The organism is Indolivaga alginatilytica (assembly GCF_003201355.1).
Lineage (GTDB): Bacteria > Bacteroidota > Bacteroidia > Bacteroidales > Dysgonomonadaceae > Dysgonomonas_A > Dysgonomonas_A alginatilytica.
In genome coordinates, this window is sequence record NZ_QICL01000037.1 from 1 (window position 1) to 18,704 (window position 18,704).

The 18,704-nt window shown below is 34.5% G+C and carries 14 protein-coding genes; 8 read left to right on the forward strand and 6 right to left on the reverse strand.

What is annotated here, in order from left to right; all coding sequences use genetic code 11:
- Positions 1-154: 154 nt before the first annotated feature.
- The 5 genes from CLV62_RS18965 to CLV62_RS18990 form a co-directional block, all read right to left on the reverse strand.
- A complete protein-coding gene (locus CLV62_RS18965; protein ID WP_110312354.1) occupies positions 155-886 on the reverse strand; it encodes a hypothetical protein in 732 nt (243 codons plus the stop codon).
- Positions 887-894: 8 nt separating this feature from the next.
- Positions 895-4,161, reverse strand: a complete 3,267-nt coding sequence (locus tag CLV62_RS18970) for a hypothetical protein (protein ID WP_110312355.1) — start codon at positions 4,159-4,161, stop codon at positions 895-897.
- Positions 4,158-5,300, reverse strand: coding sequence for a T9SS type A sorting domain-containing protein (locus tag CLV62_RS18975; RefSeq protein ID WP_110312356.1), 1,143 nt, complete (start codon positions 5,298-5,300; stop codon positions 4,158-4,160). The genes CLV62_RS18970 and CLV62_RS18975 overlap by 4 nt, the downstream gene beginning before the upstream one ends.
- A 1,233-nt stretch (positions 5,301-6,533) precedes the next feature.
- Complete coding sequence (locus tag CLV62_RS18985) at positions 6,534-7,223, reverse strand: response regulator transcription factor (protein ID WP_110312358.1); 690 nt, start codon at positions 7,221-7,223, stop codon at positions 6,534-6,536.
- A complete protein-coding gene (locus CLV62_RS18990) occupies positions 7,201-8,520 on the reverse strand; it encodes a sensor histidine kinase (protein ID WP_110312359.1) in 1,320 nt (439 codons plus the stop codon). Before CLV62_RS18990 ends, CLV62_RS18985 begins: the two co-directional genes overlap by 23 nt.
- A gap of 471 nt (positions 8,521-8,991) precedes the next feature.
- On the opposite strand from CLV62_RS18990, the gene CLV62_RS22190 reads away from it, so the two are divergent.
- The 8 genes from CLV62_RS22190 to CLV62_RS21815 all read left to right on the forward strand — a co-directional run bounded on the left by CLV62_RS22190 (position 8,992) and on the right by CLV62_RS21815 (position 17,239).
- Positions 8,992-9,117: a hypothetical protein gene (locus CLV62_RS22190; RefSeq protein ID WP_262509965.1), complete on the forward strand. Its 126-nt coding sequence runs from the start codon at positions 8,992-8,994 to the stop codon at positions 9,115-9,117.
- Between the two features lie 131 nt (positions 9,118-9,248).
- Positions 9,249-9,374, forward strand: coding sequence for a hypothetical protein (locus CLV62_RS22195; protein WP_262509966.1), 126 nt, complete (start codon positions 9,249-9,251; stop codon positions 9,372-9,374).
- 356 nt (positions 9,375-9,730) lie between these two features.
- Positions 9,731-12,094, forward strand: a complete 2,364-nt coding sequence (locus CLV62_RS18995) for an outer membrane beta-barrel protein (protein WP_110312360.1) — start codon at positions 9,731-9,733, stop codon at positions 12,092-12,094.
- Positions 12,091-14,289 (forward strand): peptidase domain-containing ABC transporter, encoded by a 2,199-nt coding sequence (locus CLV62_RS19000; RefSeq protein WP_110312361.1) that lies wholly within the window; start codon positions 12,091-12,093, stop codon positions 14,287-14,289. Before CLV62_RS18995 ends, CLV62_RS19000 begins: the two co-directional genes overlap by 4 nt.
- A gap of 8 nt (positions 14,290-14,297) precedes the next feature.
- On the forward strand, positions 14,298-14,783 hold the full coding sequence (locus CLV62_RS19005; RefSeq protein ID WP_110312362.1) for a hypothetical protein: 486 nt from the start codon (positions 14,298-14,300) through the stop codon (positions 14,781-14,783).
- 10 nt (positions 14,784-14,793) lie between these two features.
- Complete coding sequence (locus CLV62_RS19010) at positions 14,794-16,137, forward strand: radical SAM/SPASM domain-containing protein (RefSeq protein WP_110312363.1); 1,344 nt, start codon at positions 14,794-14,796, stop codon at positions 16,135-16,137.
- A 154-nt stretch (positions 16,138-16,291) separates the two neighbouring features.
- Positions 16,292-16,438 carry a hypothetical protein gene (locus CLV62_RS21810; protein ID WP_170120104.1) on the forward strand — a complete coding sequence of 49 codons (147 nt, stop codon included), beginning with the start codon at positions 16,292-16,294 and terminating at the stop codon, positions 16,436-16,438.
- Between the two features lie 651 nt (positions 16,439-17,089).
- Positions 17,090-17,239: a hypothetical protein gene (locus tag CLV62_RS21815; protein ID WP_170120105.1), complete on the forward strand. Its 150-nt coding sequence runs from the start codon at positions 17,090-17,092 to the stop codon at positions 17,237-17,239.
- Positions 17,240-17,343: 104 nt separating this feature from the next.
- On the opposite strand, the gene CLV62_RS19015 is transcribed toward CLV62_RS21815, so the two are convergent.
- The gene (locus CLV62_RS19015) at positions 17,344-18,615 is read right to left on the reverse strand and encodes a cation:proton antiporter (RefSeq protein WP_110312364.1); all 1,272 of its coding nucleotides are present in this window, start codon (positions 18,613-18,615) and stop codon (positions 17,344-17,346) included.
- Positions 18,616-18,704 lie beyond the last annotated feature (89 nt).

Sequence of the window (18,704 nt, forward strand, 5' to 3'; positions counted from 1 at the left end):
TTTATCAGTTTAAGCTCTTTCTTCTTGGGAATCATAACTGAAAAATAATGGGGATTATTCTTTTAAGTTAATGATTTTCAAGAGATTGAGCAAATGATCAATCGCTTATTTTATTGATTATAAACATTTTAACTAAACAAATCAGCGGAAAAGTTCAACTACTGATTCGCATGAATACATAATCGGCAAGAGGCACATTCAAATCTATGATGACTTCCTCGGCATGAATCTTTCCTTTAACCGTGAGTTTTTGATCCGGGTTAGTGGTACCAATACCTATATTACCTTCTGCATTAATAGCTAATCTGGGTTGGCCTCCGGTGAATAACTTGATTCCTCCCAGACCGCTTTGCCACAGTGTAGGACCTCCCGGATTCCATGAATCATAAACCCATTTCATAGCATAATAACCCATCTTTTTCTGATCATAATTAAAATTATCATTGTAGACGTATGTAATCTCGCCATTCGATAATTTGATATCTCCTCTTGCATCAATATTCTGAGTCACATTTAAATCTCCTTCTATAGATTGTGATCCTTTGTTGTGTAATATTTTCGCCCATATCCCTTCTCCACTAACATTTGTGCTACGAATGTACATTACAGGAGGTTGATTGTTTCTGTTTATTTCAAAAAGCATTTGTCCTCCCCAATGGTATGGTTTATCTCCTGTATTTTTATTGCCTGTATGTGCGATATTTATTCCCCAGTAATAATCGACATTTTTATTAGGCAGGTTGGGTGTTTGGGCTGTTATACTTTCATAGAATCCGGATAGCCTCATATTATCCCAGCTATTTGCAGGAACTGTATTCAGGCTTTGTGCTTCCACTAATAAAGAGGCTAGCAGGGGTATTATTGTTATTATATATTTCTTCATCATATTTAATCTTATTGGTTTTGATAGTGGTAATCATATGATTGAAGTAGTTTTTTTACATTACTTCCTTTTTCTTGTATATAGGTAGCTTTTAGGCGTCCGAAGGTATCGTACTCGTGATAAGTGGTAACTTCACGAGGATTAGTAGCTGTCAACATACCTACTAAAGGTTTGTAGGTGTAAGTCGTGATTAGGGCTGTTGGTATGGAAGTAGTCAGAGCCTTTATTTGTTGTAAATCAGCATCAGCAGGAACTGCTGCCTGAGCAACCCTGTCTATTAAGACCTGCGTTAGTTTTTGCACAACTTCGGCGTATGTTGCATTTTGAATTTCAGCTATAGGATATTGGCCACCGTATCCCCAAAGGTAGGTATAGGGAGATTTCGTTGTAGTCTCATATTGCAAAATATTATTGAAGTTATCATATATGGGAATTTTTAATTTTGTTATAGGCAAAGAGGTACTATATTGAATAACTATACTATCCATACAAGCCAAATCTCTATTATAGAACCATGGGTTGTTATTTTTATCTAATAATTTAATGCTATATTTATTAGTTTGTCTGTTTATGAGAATATTATCGGTCAATTCTTCTTTAATTATAAATTGATTTATTATATTTTTCTCGGTCATTTTCTGACTAACGGCATCTGTTAATTGCGATGGGTATTTATTATTCGTAATTCTTTTCTTTTTATCAATTGATGTTGATTCGGTCGTCTTTGTCGGGAGACAGCTTATAATATCATCATAAGTATATTCTGTCTTATTTTTTATGTAATTCTTAGTGTCGATATAAGTATATTTGACTATACTGTCGGGACGAGACCAAGTCGAATAATAGGAATAATTTACAGGTATGTACATGTCATCAAGGTAATATTCAGGGTCTACACCAGAACAACCTCCTTCCATATCAAGATACTTCAACAATTTAAACCCTGTACTTACTTTCTTAATCCTACTGTCATCTTTGTAAAAATAGTTTGTGTTCTGAACGAGTTTATTTTGAGTATCGTATACACTCTCTTCCAAAAGTTTGCCTCGTTCATCAGAGGCGGAAACCTTCGGGACATCAGTCCCATATTCAGGGTCATAAGCCTTTTTAAATCTATATTGTATAATTCCGTTATTTGTTTTGTCCAGCTTCTCGTTTCTTACTTGCACATATTCATAATTTACTCCATTGGGATAAATACCTGTTATCGGTCTGTTATAATAATACTTATACTCTGTCAGTGTGGATTCACACATAGACCCAAAAATAGAAAGCATACGCTTTTGTGTCGACAATCTTATGGGTTCAGTACTAGTTAAATAACCGCTTGATTTTTTAGGATCTGCCGGATCTAGATATGAAAATACGCTTTTCTCGATTAATCGGCTATCGGAATCATAATTTTCTATTTCTTCTATTCTTAAACCAAAGTACAAATAATTCCGAGCCGGTATTTCTTCGGGAGGTGGTTGATATAAGTATTTGAACTCAATAAATGAAATAACATTTTTACAGTTGGTAGTTGCATAAATTAAATAAGTACGGCCTGCTATAAATGTTATATCCACCGTTTGATGATTAACACTCGCTGTACTCCTGTTACTATAATCCAGCAGTACATTGTTAGTAGTTTTATCTATTATCCCTACCCCTCCTCTATCATATTTTTGATGCATCGACTGATCTTCGATAAATTGCGAAGATACAGAGTATGTAACCTCAACAGTTTGAGAACGATCACATACGTATTCCGTAGATCCGTAAGGATGAGGGCCCGGGAGGTTTCTTAAATGGTCATCAGGGTCAAGTTCAAGTAATAATTCTTTGTCGAAATAACCTTGAACAGAAACAGTTCTTTTAGGCTCGTAGTTGCTACCGTCAATTGGCTGTCCTTCTCCATAGTGATGATTACCCCATTTATAAATTGTTTTTCCCCCTGTGGGATGTTTAATTCCTGTTAACACTCCTGCCTGTGTAAGACTGGGTGAAGCACTTTTGTCTGCTCCACCAATTACCAAACTTTTATTACCTGCCTCAATTTTCTGAGTGGCAATTGGGGTTAAGACGTTGTTTCCATTATAATAGCCGCAATAATCATAAGAAAAGCTTTCTTTCTTAGGCAGTAAATTTTCATTGTATTCAAATTCTGCCACTATTTTAATAGTATTATCTGCGATTTCACTAACTTTATTCAGAAATAAGCGATTGCTTTTATAAGAGTAGTCAAATTGAATTTTTTTCAAAGGTGTGTAAGTATTATTAGATGATAATACTTCAATAGTTATACTGCTTAATTTTTTCAAAGAGGATGGATAGACTATATCCTCTCGAGAGGTTAGTTCAAAAGATATTCTTCCTCCATTAAAATAGATATATTGGGGCTTTGAGCTTTTTACTATTTGTCCCATACCTGCCCTTGTTAGAGGAATTCTTGTAAGACTGTAACTGTTTCCAAGACCTTCTTGCCGCCTGATCAATTTAGCACCTTCATAATAACCTGTTTCGTTGCCGTTATATTCTCCATCATACTGATAGACATATCTAATTGTATGGTTATTTGCAGACCGTATTTCATTCAGATACCAAGCAGAAATATATGAAGGGTAATTATGTGCTGCTGTCAGTGGTTTTGTCGTTTCCTGTGTTCCACCAAATGTGAATACTGTACCATTTGCATCTGCTATAGCTGTAAAATCTTCCGATGAGCTTATTTTTATTGGTTTATAAGGGATTAAGGCTTCAACATCTTTCCCTATATATTTGCCATTCTCTAATCCTATGTTATAGTAATATTCGTCCGGCATAAAGGAATATTCTTGCCTGCCGGAAGATAATTCTTTTAAGTAATCATCATAGGGATTATCCAAATTTTTATTTATGTAATTTCTTATATCCAACGCGTTGGGTCTATCTGTCGATTCTAATTCATCGGGAAAGCCATTTACAACCCTTGTTAATTGTCCTCCATAGAACAAATCCCATCCTAATCCAACCCAGGTTGCTTCCTGAGACACTTTAATTCCTCCACTCTGATAATTCAATATTATTGGAATTCTTAGGTCTCCACTTCTTATTTCATAAAGAGGAATACTAATGTCTGGCTGACCATTAGAATTATCCATCTTATATTCTCCATATCTCCCTAATGAGGCTGTTGTTGGTTCAATTGGTTGTAAAGAACTTAGTTTTGGAAACCCGATAGTCGTAGATTGAGCAATAATCTGTAAATTAGAAATAATTAATACTGTAATTAATATATATATTCTCGTTTTTTTCATTTTTTAATAAACTTATCGCTAGTTATTTTCTCGTTAGTTTGAATTCTTAAGATATATGTGCCTTTGGAAAGGTTGGTACAATCTATATATTCACTATGCAATCCCCTGTCCTGTTTCCCGATAAGCTGGTTCTTGACCAATTTACCCTCCATAGAATATATCGTCATGGTTACTGCTGCCGGATTTTCCTGATAATACTCCACTGTAAGCTGCGATTCTACCGGATTGGGATAAAAATTATATGAAAGTTTGGGGTTAGTTTCAGGATTTGTTATCGGATTATCAATCTCCTTATTATGCTCTATATTCCATAGACTGTCTAAGACTGCCAGGTTTTCTTTGTCGTCATCCAGATACAGGTGTTCCTGAGGAGGAAAGAAGAAAGCTGTCTGATATTTCTGGATATTAGTTGTATCAGTGGTATTGGTTGCCAGAATAGTCTCAAATATGGGATAGCGGTATCCTTTGGAATACCATTTGTAGGTTTCCACGACCATCTCCAATGAGTCATTCATGGCAGGGTTGATACTTCTTATGATTTCAGAGATGGTTTGGATTGTCTTGATGCGTAATACATTACTCAGGGTATCTCCTGTAGGTAATATAATGGCTCCGTAAGCATCTGCTTGTGTTGTTATAATTCCTTTTGTATCGAAAGGAATTCTTCCGGAGTAGATTCCTTCGGATTGGTAATTACCTGTATTGATTTGCTTATAATTTGTAGGATAGGTTGTTGCCACTACGGGTTCGGTATAATGTAGCAGATTGGTCGAGTTTTCGTGACCGAGCAACAGGAGTTGATTACCTTTTAACTGATAGTAATACATGGTATTATGTTCCGTACCTATGATCAGTGAGTTTTCGGATATGTTTTTTGATTGTATGGTATCATAGCCCATTACATAAAATGACTTTTCTTGTAATATAGGGGAAGTGTATACAAGGGAATATTGGTCATTGACAGACTTTAGTCTGCCGAAGTCCCAGATGACATTTTCTCCTGAGCGTCCGGGATCCTTATATTCTACCTGTTGTTTGATGATTTCATCGCCCGAACGGAGCCCGTTGTGCTGTAAGTTGATCTGTCCGAATGAAAATAGGGGACAGATAATTAAAAGGAAAAAGTGTAGGAATTTCATATGGTTGTTGTTTGTTTTTATTGCGGGTGTTATTGTAAAAAGATAAACATATCAGATTCAAAAGTATCCGATAATAAATATTCATACTGTTATCCGTTATGTTTTGTAAATGCTATAAATAATCAGGAGGATATTACTATTGTTTTCGTATGAGTTTCTATACAAGTATTAAATTTAAACAAAAATATACATAATCTTCATTTTGACAACTTAAGGGAAATGGATTTTATAAAATATTGTATCATTATGGGATCAATAGGAAAAAGTAGATTTTTATTTAATTGAAATACAAGACTAAGGTAAAAGCTGTTTGATGTTCCTTCTTGAAATTTATTAAAATCGAGCTACCAGCTACCAGCCTTCAAATTCTTATAGAATTTATATATTTGTGAATATAAAACAGCTTGTAAACCCAAGCAAAATGCAGTATATAATTTATATTAAACGCAGCATTTCTGTAGACACCAATGGGATCAGCTCAGAGGCCGCGCAAAAGGTTAAAGCCGAATTTCCACCGCAACTAACCTTTATATTGAAGCTATCCGTTCTAAGATTTTTCAAACATTTTGATTATCTATAGAGGAGATCCTGATAGTCTGCTATGCGAAGATCTTGTCGCCTGCCAGTCAACGAGCCCCTGTTCCTGCCTGTGTAACATTATCTTTGTGGATCAAATGCCCTGCTTAAAAGATACTCTTCTATGCAAGCTTTTTAGAGGAAGAAAATTGTATAGCTGGCCGTATGATTGTTTCGATCTTATTACAGGATCTTTTCCATACAAATCCGAAATCAAATAATTAAAATTAGGTTTCCTTTTTCGATGATTCAGCAAAAAGGTGATTACCTATATTTCTGTTACTTTTTAGTTGAGTAAAACACTCTGGAAGTCAAACGCATGTGCAAAAGATAACAAAATCATAACGTGAAATAATGCATTTGTCTAAACAATCTAAATAATTTTGTGTTTATTAGACAAACAAGCTTATATGACTACAAAAACTAAAGAAAAAGAATTCTACAAGATAATTTATTTACTCGCTTTTGGTCGAGATTCTGGGTATTTTTACCAGAATGACAGTATTACGATATTCAATTCTTTAAAAGATGAGTTTTGGGGAGAAAGTTTGCGATATAGGATACAGCTTCTTTCCAAACTTCTTTATTATGATTCGTTGGCAGACCCCAAAATAAGTTTTGAATTAAGAACAAAATCACAAGAGCTTCTCGAGCATATTACTCACATTCAAGAATAAGCCCGACACCTTTGATGTTTTTTATAGATATTGCAGTGTCTTTAGCTAAATAGCGTCTCATTTTACTGATAAATACATCCAAGCTTCTAGACGTAAAGTAATCGCTTACACCCCAAAACTTAATTAATATATCCTCCCGAAGAACAACTTCGCCTTTGCTGTCACATAATAATATCAGTATTCGTGCTTCACGTGAGGTAAGGTTTTGTTTTATTGAATTATATTCAAGAAAATAAAGTTTCGGATCAAAAATATACTCTCCAATCTGATAGTTTTTTTTGGGGAGGGGAATCGTTTGACTGTGTTTTAATTGCATTATAGCCTTGATATGGGCATCCAATTCTTCCGGTAAGAAGGGCTTCTTAATATAAAGATTTACTCCGGCGTCATATCCGCCTGTAACATCTTTAGACGAGTTTTTCCCGGAAGCAAAAATAATAGGAATATCAGTATTAAACTTTCTGATCTCTTTTACCATCTCTAACCCGTTTAATACGGGCATGTCAATATCAGAGACAATTACGTCCGGGGTATAGTTTGCGAGTGCCTCTAAACCTTCTTCTCCATTTGAGGCAGTAATTACCTCATAATTACCAATAATTTCTTCGAGACTACTCTTTATAATATAGCCTAAATTTGTGTCATCTTCAATTAACAGAAGTCTTATCATTTTTTTTATTGGGTATTATTACTGCAAATTCACTATAAGAATTTAGCACACTATTTAGTTTAATATCTCCTTCATGAGCAGTCACAACTTGATAGACGAAATTTAGGCCTAATCCAAATCCACTGATATGCTTGCGCTTAGATAGATGAATTCGTTCAAATTTCTCAAAGATCCTTTTTTGGTCTTTTAGCGAGATGCCGATTCCATTATCTTTTATTTTTATCGTAGTATTCGATATATCTTTTGAGCAAATAATCGAAATCACAACATTACCTTTTGAATATTTTACAGCATTATCGATCAAATTATTGAAAGCCTCATACATATATCCTTCATCGGCATAAATTTCACTGACATCATTGTATTCTGTAATGATCTGTATACTCTCTTCTGAATCCAGCTTATATTTTTCCATTAAATTATCAAACATAAGTCTTATATCAATATTATCTTTCGATAGAGTTACTCTTTTTTCTTCAAATTGGGCTATAGTTAATATTTTATTAGTAAGACCTAGAAGATGTTCACTTTCATTCGATATTATATTATAATACTGTTCCTTCAGTAACTCTTTATCATTGAGTTTTCCTCCTTTCAAAGCATTTATACCCATCAGTATTGTCGTTATAGGGTTTTTCATATCATGAATCATTGCATGAGTAAAATCTTGTCTGATCTCGGCAATACGATCTTGTTTGGTAATAATCTTAATCTGAGAAAAAATACAATATATAATAATCAATCCTATTACCAGTGATGCAATAAGTAATAAAAGCATTTTTTGAAAAATAATTTTATACGGCGATTCAATGCTGACACGAACTAATTCTGACTTATCAAGACGGATAGGCATTGTCTTGATAAAAAACGGATTTAACAAATCCTCATGTATTCTATTGTAGACTTTTTTAATGGTTTGATCTTTATTATCTAATAATTCCAATGAATAATTAAGTACCCCCACATCTTTTACCAATTCGTTGTTAAAAATACTATCAAGTCTTTTAAAATCAAAAGGTATATTATGGGAGTATAAGAATTCATTAAAATATAGTGCATTTAAATATGAATCTAAATCGGGGCTTGCTCCTTCAACACTTTCTCCTGTTATATCTCGATCCTTATTATTTAATCGGTAATAAATTTCTTTCTCTATTGATTGTGAAAATGTCTTATCTAGTTTGTTTTGTAAATCGTCTCCCAAGACAGAATAGGTATTATACAACCATATAGCCTGTAATACAAATACGGCAATAAGTGCAACTCCTGTAAATAGTTTTATATGGTGGTTATTCATCTCTTAGTAGTTTTGTCAAATACAAATATAATAACATTCTGATAAGATTATATAATGTTTTGATAACATACTATCATTTTTATTACTCTTTTCTTTGTCATAGAAATTAAAAACCAACAATAAAGAATAATATGAGAACTAATATTTCAGAAAAATTCAAACGATTTAAGTTAGATAAAAACGCATTATCACATCTTAAAGGAGGAGGGCGTTGGGTACCTACAGAGAATGGAAAGTTAATTTGGGTTGACAAATAAGTTTCATCATTAACTATTTTATAACCTAAAGATAGCATTCCAATAACCATCTTTAAATAAAAACCAAACGACATTTGCATTATCAAAATAATCCAATCAAAGGAATGAGATGTCTAGATAATAAATAATAGAAATTATATTGATCAATTATAAATAAGTGGAAACCGAAAAACTTAGACAGAGTAGGTTATTAAAAAATCAAACAATTAAAATTATGAAAGTAAATCAATTATTCAACAGCAATGAAGCAGTAGTTCTTGAAGATGTTTTAGGAGGAGGAAAATTAACAGTTAAGGCTGGTAAAGGAGATTATTATATTGAGGTATCGTACGAGTTTTAATGATGGTGAGAATGAATCAGGTATTAAACAGTAATGAATTATTAGCCTTGACTGAAATAACAGGCGGAAAGAAATTAATCATTATTGCTGACTGCCATCCGGATTACCCAATAGAACTTTAATCAACGATTATGAAAACAAATCAATTATTTGACAGCAGCGAAGCGTTAGCTCTTGACAATGTTTTAGGAGGAGGAAAATTAACAGTTAAAGCTGGTAAAGGAGATGCTTATATAGAAGTGTCATATCAGTGGTAATTAATAAAAATAAAAAAAAAAAATGAAAACAAATCAATTATTCAACAGCAGTGAAGTAGTAGCTCTTGATAAAATCGTGGGCGGAAAAGGTATTGATATGCATCTACCTAAAAACTATATAGAAATTAGTTATACTTTTTACTTCTAAATCGATTTTATTATGGATCAGTTATTAAAAGAAGATTTAGAAAAAGTATTGGGAGGTAAAAAATTCGCACCCTGGCTTGTAGATGGAGGATTACTCCCACCTGTAGAGGCAGCTATGTAATAGCATCTATTCTACTCAACAAAACACGGTGCTAAACTTAAGACCGTGTTTTGTTAAAATTTCAAATTATTATTTATCAGAATTTATTATGAGAACAATTATACTACTAATATCCTTCATCTTAGGATTCATTTCTGTAAATGCCGAACAAGCAGCAGCAAATTATAATTTGTCCGGAGTGGTCTGTGATAAGTCAAAAACACCCATCGAATATGCATCAGTATCATTATGGAAAGATTTGGACGCATCAGCACCTCAGCTAATAACCGGGATTGTTTCGGATGAAAGTGGAAACTTCACCATTACTGGAGTAGAAGAAGGAGTATATCAGCTCAAAGTCAATTATGTAGGCTTTGGAGCATATATACAACAAGTAGAAATTGCTTCCTCAATAAATTTGGACCCTATATATTTGGAAGAGTCAAACACCCTTTCACAGGTAACAGTAAGTGCCTACAAACCCATTGTGAAGTCGGAGAAGGGAATTCTTACCCTCGATGTAGCAAATTCGGATTTAAAAAACCTGCCAACGATAATGGATGTTCTGGCTTTTGCGCCAAGCGTAGAGGTGATTGGAAATTCAGTATCCGTATTGGGGAGAGCGGGCAATCCTCAAATATTCATAAACAATAAAGAAGTAAGACAAATGTCTGAGGTTGAGCTTTTGCAGCCGGCCGATATTGAGTCGATCAGTGTAAACAGGAATCCTTCTGCAAGATACGAGGCCGACCTTCGTAGCGTGATATACATTAAAACAAGAAAAAGAAGTAATAATAGCTGGTCTTCACAAGTATATCATTCGTCTGTTTTAAACAGCAGATACAATCATGCACAGGGAGTAAATATCAATGCCAATACAGGAAAGTTCGATAATTATCTGATGTATAAATATTCGGATAAGCGGAATAAAGAAGAGAACGAATCATTCCAAGATGTTAATTTCGGAGATATCCAACAACTGAGTACATCAGTCGGGACTATGAAGGATGTAAACAGAGATCATTCACTCACTATTGGAACTACATATAATATCAATGAATCCAACAAATTAAGCATACAATACCACACCGACATCCAAAGGCAGGATGCTGATATCTGGGGTGATGAAGTAATTAAAAGTAAGGAAATAAGTAATCTATCCGTATTTCGTTTTGGCGAATCGGCAACCGACAACCATGATGTAAATTTAGATTATACTTTGAGTATAGACTCAATCAGCCAATTTACTGCATTTGCAAACTATATAAGTGACCGTAACTACACAGAACAAGATATACATACAACAGATATAGATGCCAATTCTACATCATATGACCATTTATACAGCAAGACCGATTTTGATATTTTTATTGCCAGAGCAGAATACAATCGACTACTGGGCGATGAATACGACTTTACTGCAGGTCTTCGCTATTCGGGAATAAGAAATAAAGGACAATCCTTACTACAGGATATTACAACTCAGGATCGAAAAATAGATGATAAGAGCCGCCTGTCTGATAATGTTTATGCTACCTATATGACATTGGCAAAACAATTTGGAGAATTACATGCCGAAGCCGGATTAAGATTCGAATACGACAGGTCTGACTATAAGATGAACGGCGAAAAAATGTTTGATAAAAATGACTATCATCTGTTTCCCTCCTTGTCTCTTAACTATCAGGTGAACTCCAATGTAAATCTGTCTTTGGATATGACAAGCAGAATCACACGGGTTCCATTTACAGATCTTGATCCGACCCTCAACTATATAAGTTCTATCGTATATCAGAGAGGAAACCCTAATACAGATCCTCATAAAGAGTATAATATAGAAGTAGGAGCACAAATAAAAAACAACTGGGCATTAGCTGCATCATATACTATTCACAAAGACCTGATCGGGCAAGCATTGATTATAGACGATCAATTTCCCGGAATGTTAATTCACACTCCAATTAATATCAAAGAAGCATCTACCCTAAAGTTAGATCTTGGTTATAATAATTCATGGGGATGGTACATGGTTAAAGCTAACGGATTATTTTCTTACACTGACAATAAAGTTCCCTCGCTTACAGGAGACATAAGAATGAACAACCCAATGCTACAAGGAGCTGTATCTAATATATTCAATGTAAAAAAGAAAGTCCGGTTAATCTTGAATTTCACTTATAGAAACAGATATGAGTATATTAACACCGAATATAGCCCGATCTATGCCTTGAGTACAGCCATTAATTTCAAAATGTTACAAAATCGCCTTGATGCTACAATTTTCGGTAACGATTTACTGAGAAAATCAGATCCTAGAACCAATTCTCAATATGGTTATGTCAGAAGTGGTCAAAATGTCAGGTTAGACAGCCGCATGGTGGGAATAACACTCCGATATAGCTTCAATGCTTTCAAGGATAAGTCGAAGTCGAACAAAGAAAGCTCAGAAGAACTTAACAGAATAGGACAATGAAAAAGTTTCCTGTAAGTATACAGCATGATGCTATGGATTGTGGAATTGCATGCATAAAGATGATAACCGATTATTATGGATGCTCCTACACTATACCACAACTAAAAGAGGTTTGTATTCCGAGCAGAGAAGGAGTAGCCTTGTCGAGTATTTCGGAAACCTTAGAGGAACTCGGCTTCAAATCTTTAGGTGGACGGTTGACATTGGATCGGCTCGTAGATAAAGTAGTCCTGCCATGTATTATCCACTGGAATCAGGAACATTTTGTGGTCCTCTATAAAATTAAAAAGACAAAAAAAGGCTTGCTTTTTTATATAGCTGATCCGGCTATGGGATTAGTCAAATATAACACGGAAGACTTTAAGAATGGCTGGGTAAGCACATCTACCAACAACGAAGAAAAAGGAATAATACTTGTTGTGGAAAAAAGCGTTGAACAGGTTTCCATGAAAAAAGAAGCGATATATAGGAAAGCCAGTATCGCTACCATATTCCCTTACTTTACCAAATTTAAAAAATATTTCGTTCAACTGTTTTTAGGGCTTGTTTTTGTTAGTTTCATTCAACTGTTATTCCCCTATTTAACACAGTCAATTGTAGATGTCGGAATAAAAGACCAGAATATTGAATTCATCTATCTTGTATTATTGGCACAGGTAGTACTCTTAATTAGCCGGACTTCAGTAGAGTTTATTCAGAATTGGATATTATTACATATAAGCACTCGGGTGAATATATCCATGCTATCCGATTTTATGATAAAATTGATGAGGTTGCCCATGTCATTCTTCGATACAAAACTTGTGGGCGACATTCTGCAAAGGATACAAGATCATAGCCGTGTTGAAAAATTCATAACAGTACAATCTCTGAATGTGGTTTATTCTGTTGGCAGTATGCTGATCTTTGGAATTGTATTGTACTTATTCAGCATCAAGATATTTATTGTGTTTTTTCTTGGGAGCCTTTTATATGCCGGTTGGTTATTGCTTTTTATAAACAAAAGAAAAATTCTGGATTATAAAAATTTCGAACAGTTAGCTATATACGACAATAAAACATACCAGCTTATAACAGGAATGCAGGAAATAAAACTGCAAAATAATACACAAAGAAAAAGATGGGAATGGGAAGACACTCAGGCAAATTTATTTGAAACTAAGGTTTCACTTCTCAAACAAAAGCAAATACAGGACGTTGGCAAATTCTTTATAAATGAAACGAAAAACGTGTTGATCACATTTCTTGCCGCGACAGCAGTCATTGAAGGAAGTATGACTTTGGGGGTGATGCTGGCAGTACAGTACATCATCGGTCAGTTGGTGACACCCGTCGAATCAATTGCGACATTCATTTATAATATCCAGGATGCAAAAATAAGTCTGGAAAGAATTGACGAGCTCAAGAGAAAAGACGATGAAAATGTGGGACGTGATATCTGCGCCAAGAATATAAAGAATAGTGATATTGTTGTTGAGAATGTAAACTTCTGCTACAATGGAACTTCTCAAGTGGTACTTAAAGATATTAACCTTATAATCCCATCCGGAAAAACAACTGCAATTGTAGGTGCCAGTGGAAGTGGAAAAACGACATTAATAAAATTGTTATTACAATATTATCCGGTAAAAGAAGGAAGTATAAAAGTAGATGGCAACGATATCAACAAAATGGATACAAATGTGTGGAGAGCCAACTGTGGAGCTGTTATGCAAGAAGGATATATTTTCTCGGACTCAATAGCTAAAAATATTGCAGTTTCCCAAGACGAAATAGATTGCAACAGGTTATTATATGCAGCAAAGGTGGCGAATATCCATGAATTTGTAGAAGAACTTCCTTCAAAGTACGATACAGTGGTAGGGCAAGATGGTCGAAGTTTGAGCCAAGGTCAAAAGCAACGTATACTGATAGCCCGGGCAGTTTATAAAAATCCAAACTATATATTTCTGGATGAAGCAACAAATGCCTTGGATGCAACCAACGAACGGTGTATAGTTGATAATCTGAGCGAATTTTATAAAGAGAAAACGGTATTAGTGGTGGCTCATCGTCTAAGCACGGTACAGAATGCAGACCAGATAGTGGTTCTGGATAAAGGGCAGATTGTAGAAATTGGTTCTCATAAGGAATTGATTACAATAAAAGGATACTACTACAACTTAATAAAGAATCAACTGGAACTCGGAAATTAATTCAGCATATGGAAAAAATAGAACTAAGAAGTGAAAAAGTAAGGAATATTATAGGGAAAATTCCTCCATACATAATACGATCAGGTATAACACTTATCATTATTCTCTCATTGTTAATACTAGTCAATTGTTCGTTTATCACGATACCGGTATTTGCCGATTGTGAAGTGATCATCGAAAAGCAAAATGAAAAACTGATCATCGAAAAGATCCGGATTAAAAACAATATCAATCTGAATGATAATATTAAGAAAGGCAGTCCATTGATTCTTTCTCTGAATGATAGGGATATCTGTCTACTGGCATTTGATTCGGATATTGCCGGGTATTTAATCTCTTCGGAAGGGATATATATATCAAACTTAAATATGCCTGTTCCTAATGCTTTAAAAGCCGGAGATACACACTTTTCTATAGAAAACAGTATTATACTCAAAGGCAAGATCGAGCTAAAAAGAATAAGTCTTTTATCAAGTTTTTTTAATCGAATTTAAAGAGGAAAATATGAAAACAATAAGATCCAGAGCACTAAACTCTTTTTTGTTAAGACCGCAAGATTATTGGGTGATAAATTCAGAACAAAACCAATATCTTTTTCTTTCCGAGTCTTTAAAATTTTTCAAAATTTCAGATTCTTCGATTTTAGAATATTTGAAAATCTGTGAGACTAAAAATGTAAAAGACACATTTCTGACAGAGGATGAGATTAGAAATATAGGCAGCATTTTGCAACAAAAGGATAATGCAGAAGAGATAGAAAGTAAGGATGAATTATCGCATAGCTTTTTAATACTCAATGTAACCAATGGGTGCAATCTCGCTTGTAAATATTGCTTTGCCAATATTGTAGGGAAAAATTATGACACCATGTCTTTTGAAACGGCAAAGGCTGCTATAGACAATATGCTCGGTCAGGGAACTCTATTTGAAGAATATACAATCTATTTCTTTGGAGGCGAACCAATGCTTAAACTAGGCTTAGTAAAACAAGTGGTAGAGTATGCCGAGACTAAAATTGTTGTCGAGTCAGGAAAGAAGGTCAAGTTCTTATTGAATACGAATGGTACTTTATTCACTCCAAATTCGATCGCTTTTTTAAAGAAATACAATTTCAGAGTTACTGTCAGCATCGATGGCCCGCTTGAACAGCACGATATAAACAGGGTATATAGAAATGGAAAAGGAAGCTTTAATAAAGTAATGGAAGGAGTACAGATGCTCAAAGACAATAAAATACCGTCGAACTTAAGAGCCACTTTCAATCCTCAAACATTAGACCTTTTTGAAACCTTTCAGTTTTTCGAAGATTTACACTTACCATATGCTTATTCTTTTACCATCAATAATGATTATAAATCGAATTCGGACGATACTTTTTTCAAAGAAGAAGATTATGAAATGATAGAATGGAGAATGAAGCAAGTAATGGATTCTTTTTCTGAGAAAATCAAAAATAATAAGCCCGTATATGCTACAGGAATAGCAAATAAACTAAATGCTATAAAATACAAAATGAAACGGAAACATGCTTGTGAAGCAGGAAGGAGAAGTATAACCGTGGATGAGAGCGGAAAATATTATGCCTGTCAGAATATGATTCCATACAAGCATACAGCATTGGGACATGTCGGTTACGAAATAGTTGAAGAACAAAGGCAGAAGTATATGTCGAAAAGTTTGAACGCAATCGAACAATGTCGGGATTGCCAGATAAGAAATCTATGTGGAGGAGGTTGTGAAGTGGAACGATTAAATTCAGATACTGCACTAAAACAACAAATGTGCCGGTTTTTCAAAATGGAGTGGAAAAATATATTATATACATATTCAAGATTACAAGAACAATAATTTAAAATTAAAACAATTTATGATTATGGAAGAAATCAATTTGAGCAAGATTCTGGGTGGTGCCAGAATCACAATCGCCAGAACAGAAATGGATGGACTATCTCATTCTTTACCGGAATTTTACTATTGATTAATAAATAAAAAACAAAAAATTATGAAAACAAGAAATGCAAGCCTGGCAGGGCTGGAACAAGTTAATTCGGCAGAAGTAAACGGTGGCAGAAAATATGACATGATTGTATGCTGTATAGACATTCCTCCGATGACAATGCAAGATCAAGCTTACAGTGTATTAATGTAAAATACAAAGTAAAAAATGGAAAAGATAAATACAGCTATACTCTACGGAGGGAAGAAAGCAAGTGAAAAGCAAGACTTTCTGGATGGTTTCCTGACTGTACAAGACGGGAGAGACAAAGTAATGTAATTACAATAATTTCACAGTAACAGATTAGTTTAAATATAAAAAAAATAGAATTATGGAAAAGATAAATACAAAAATCGTAACAGGAGGAAAAGGTCTACAATCAAAATTACCGGATAATGCTTGTCAGGTAGCAGATTGGTTTTGAACTAGATTACTCAGTAACTGAAAGTATTGATATACTTTATTTGTAGGGACAGACCTACGGGTCTGTCCTATTTAAGTGAACGCATAGGTTCACACCTACGTCAATCTAATAAAAGGTACTACCCTCAATTATTAAAATTAAAAATTACAAGAATGAAAAAATTAAAATTAGAAGAAATTAATCCAAAGGAGCTGATAGGAGGATTTAAAATCGATCTTATATATTGCCGTATGAATATTCCCCCTATGGACCAAATGATGTTGTTTTAAGCCCTCAGAGCCTTTTGTTGCTTTGGTCAGTATAACAAATGGAGGCTGTTATAATCATAAAATATAGCAATAAATATTTCATATTACTTAAAATACATAAATGATATAATTATGAAAACAAAAGATCAAACAAAAAGAGTTTTGGGCTTAGAGGAAATCAGCCAATCGGAAAATAGTGAAATTTACGGAGGTAAATCGCTGAGCGATAAACTTCGGGATCTGACAGTGTTTTGTTGTATAGATATACCTCCGATGGGCTGATAAATAGCAGTACCATGTGAGATATCTGAATATCATAACAACGAACTATAGTTTTTACATCTATAGTTCGTTGTTATGATATAAACTTATGTTGTAATGCTATTCTAAGACTGAAGATTTCCTTCATTTTGAGTTCTGTCGGAATTGTCTTTTTTGTCAAACTTTTCAACTAGAAATATTAGTAAACTGAAAATAATAATACTAAACATAACACTTGCATAGCCTATATTCTGTATTACTTCCCCGGTACGTATTTCCTGTTCAGTAACAGCGAGCTGTAAGGGCATCGAAGCCAATACCGCAGAAACCAAGCCTTTTGGGTTGAGGATACTCATTATCCTTCTGTCTCTCGGTGAATATCCTTTCCTGCAAAAAAGAGCGATAGAGGGTATCCGTACAATAAACATAAGTGATATAAAAAGGATTCCCATGACTATGTGCTCGGACTCGGATAGCCTTATACTCATGCCTATATATACAAAAAAGAATGTTTTAAAAATAAATGCTATTTCCGAATAAAAGTTTCTTTCATCTTCCATTAACAGCATCGGATTTTTACGTTTGATAAAATCTTTACCAAGAGATGATCGTTTTTCGAGGATATCCGACAGGTCGTTTATATTTCCCAAAATAAATCCGAATGACAATACTGCCATACCCCCATTGACACCTAATAGCTCGCAGAATCCATAAAGCATAAATGCCAGAGCAAAAGAGGTAAACATGCTGTTTTTAAGTTTGGTTACTACATAACGCCGTATATTCGTCCAAAAATAGCCGACAGCAAGACCTATAGAGGTGGCGAAGAGAAGTGAAATTGCCATATGTTTTATAGTATCGGAGATACTAAATGAACCGCTATCCATTGCATCAAGCAGCGCCAATGCTCCTATTAAACAGACAATGTCACTCAGTGCACATTCTAGGAAGACTACGTTTTCGGCTTTCTTTCCCAGTTTCAGTTGCCTCAGCATAGGTAATATAATAGGGGTAGAAATACTACCGACACAAGCTCCCAGAAATGCACTGGGTAACAACTCGAGTCCAAGGCCAAAATAACCTACTGCCATGCCCACTGCAACGGGAACCAGAAAGTTAAAGATTGTGAGTAAGCTTGCCGGTCCGATAGCTGTGCCTATGCCTTCGAATTTTAGGCGTGTTCCACTCTCATAGAGGATGACAATAAGGGTTATTGTGGTGAAAATCTTACCCAATCGCCCTAAATCTTCAGGGCTGACAAGGTTGAAAACAGGACCTATCAAAAGACCTACAAAAAGGAGGAAGAGCACATTAGGTACTCTTGTCTTTTCAAACAAAGCATTAAATATCAGCGAGAAAAATATCAGCGCACCCGTAAATATCAGTGCTATTTCCATAAGGTTTTCTATTTATTCTAAGATTAAACACCGATTTGTTATACAATGTTCATCAAGATATTACCTTATAAGAAGACTACTTAATGGTT

What these genes read in the sequence shown, in the direction of transcription:
- CLV62_RS19000 (WP_110312361.1), top strand. Translation starts at nt 12,091, where the DNA reads ATGAAAAAGTTTCCTGTAAGTATACAGCATGATGCTATGGATTGTGGA.
- CLV62_RS19010 (WP_110312363.1), top strand. Translation starts at nt 14,794, where the DNA reads ATGAAAACAATAAGATCCAGAGCACTAAACTCTTTTTTGTTAAGACCG.
- CLV62_RS22190 (WP_262509965.1), top strand. Translation starts at nt 8,992, where the DNA reads ATGAAAGTAAATCAATTATTCAACAGCAATGAAGCAGTAGTTCTTGAA.
- CLV62_RS19005 (WP_110312362.1), top strand. Translation starts at nt 14,298, where the DNA reads ATGGAAAAAATAGAACTAAGAAGTGAAAAAGTAAGGAATATTATAGGG.
- CLV62_RS21810 (WP_170120104.1), top strand. Translation starts at nt 16,292, where the DNA reads ATGAAAACAAGAAATGCAAGCCTGGCAGGGCTGGAACAAGTTAATTCG.
- CLV62_RS18970 (WP_110312355.1), bottom strand. Translation starts at nt 4,161, where the DNA reads ATGAAAAAAACGAGAATATATATATTAATTACAGTATTAATTATTTCT.
- CLV62_RS18965 (WP_110312354.1), bottom strand. Translation starts at nt 886, where the DNA reads ATGATGAAGAAATATATAATAACAATAATACCCCTGCTAGCCTCTTTA.
- CLV62_RS19015 (WP_110312364.1), bottom strand. Translation starts at nt 18,615, where the DNA reads ATGGAAATAGCACTGATATTTACGGGTGCGCTGATATTTTTCTCGCTG.
- CLV62_RS18975 (WP_110312356.1), bottom strand. Translation starts at nt 5,300, where the DNA reads ATGAAATTCCTACACTTTTTCCTTTTAATTATCTGTCCCCTATTTTCA.
- CLV62_RS22195 (WP_262509966.1), top strand. Translation starts at nt 9,249, where the DNA reads ATGAAAACAAATCAATTATTTGACAGCAGCGAAGCGTTAGCTCTTGAC.
- CLV62_RS18990 (WP_110312359.1), bottom strand. Translation starts at nt 8,520, where the DNA reads ATGAATAACCACCATATAAAACTATTTACAGGAGTTGCACTTATTGCC.
- CLV62_RS21815 (WP_170120105.1), top strand. Translation starts at nt 17,090, where the DNA reads ATGAAAACAAAAGATCAAACAAAAAGAGTTTTGGGCTTAGAGGAAATC.
- CLV62_RS18985 (WP_110312358.1), bottom strand. Translation starts at nt 7,223, where the DNA reads ATGATAAGACTTCTGTTAATTGAAGATGACACAAATTTAGGCTATATT.
- CLV62_RS18995 (WP_110312360.1), top strand. Translation starts at nt 9,731, where the DNA reads ATGAGAACAATTATACTACTAATATCCTTCATCTTAGGATTCATTTCT.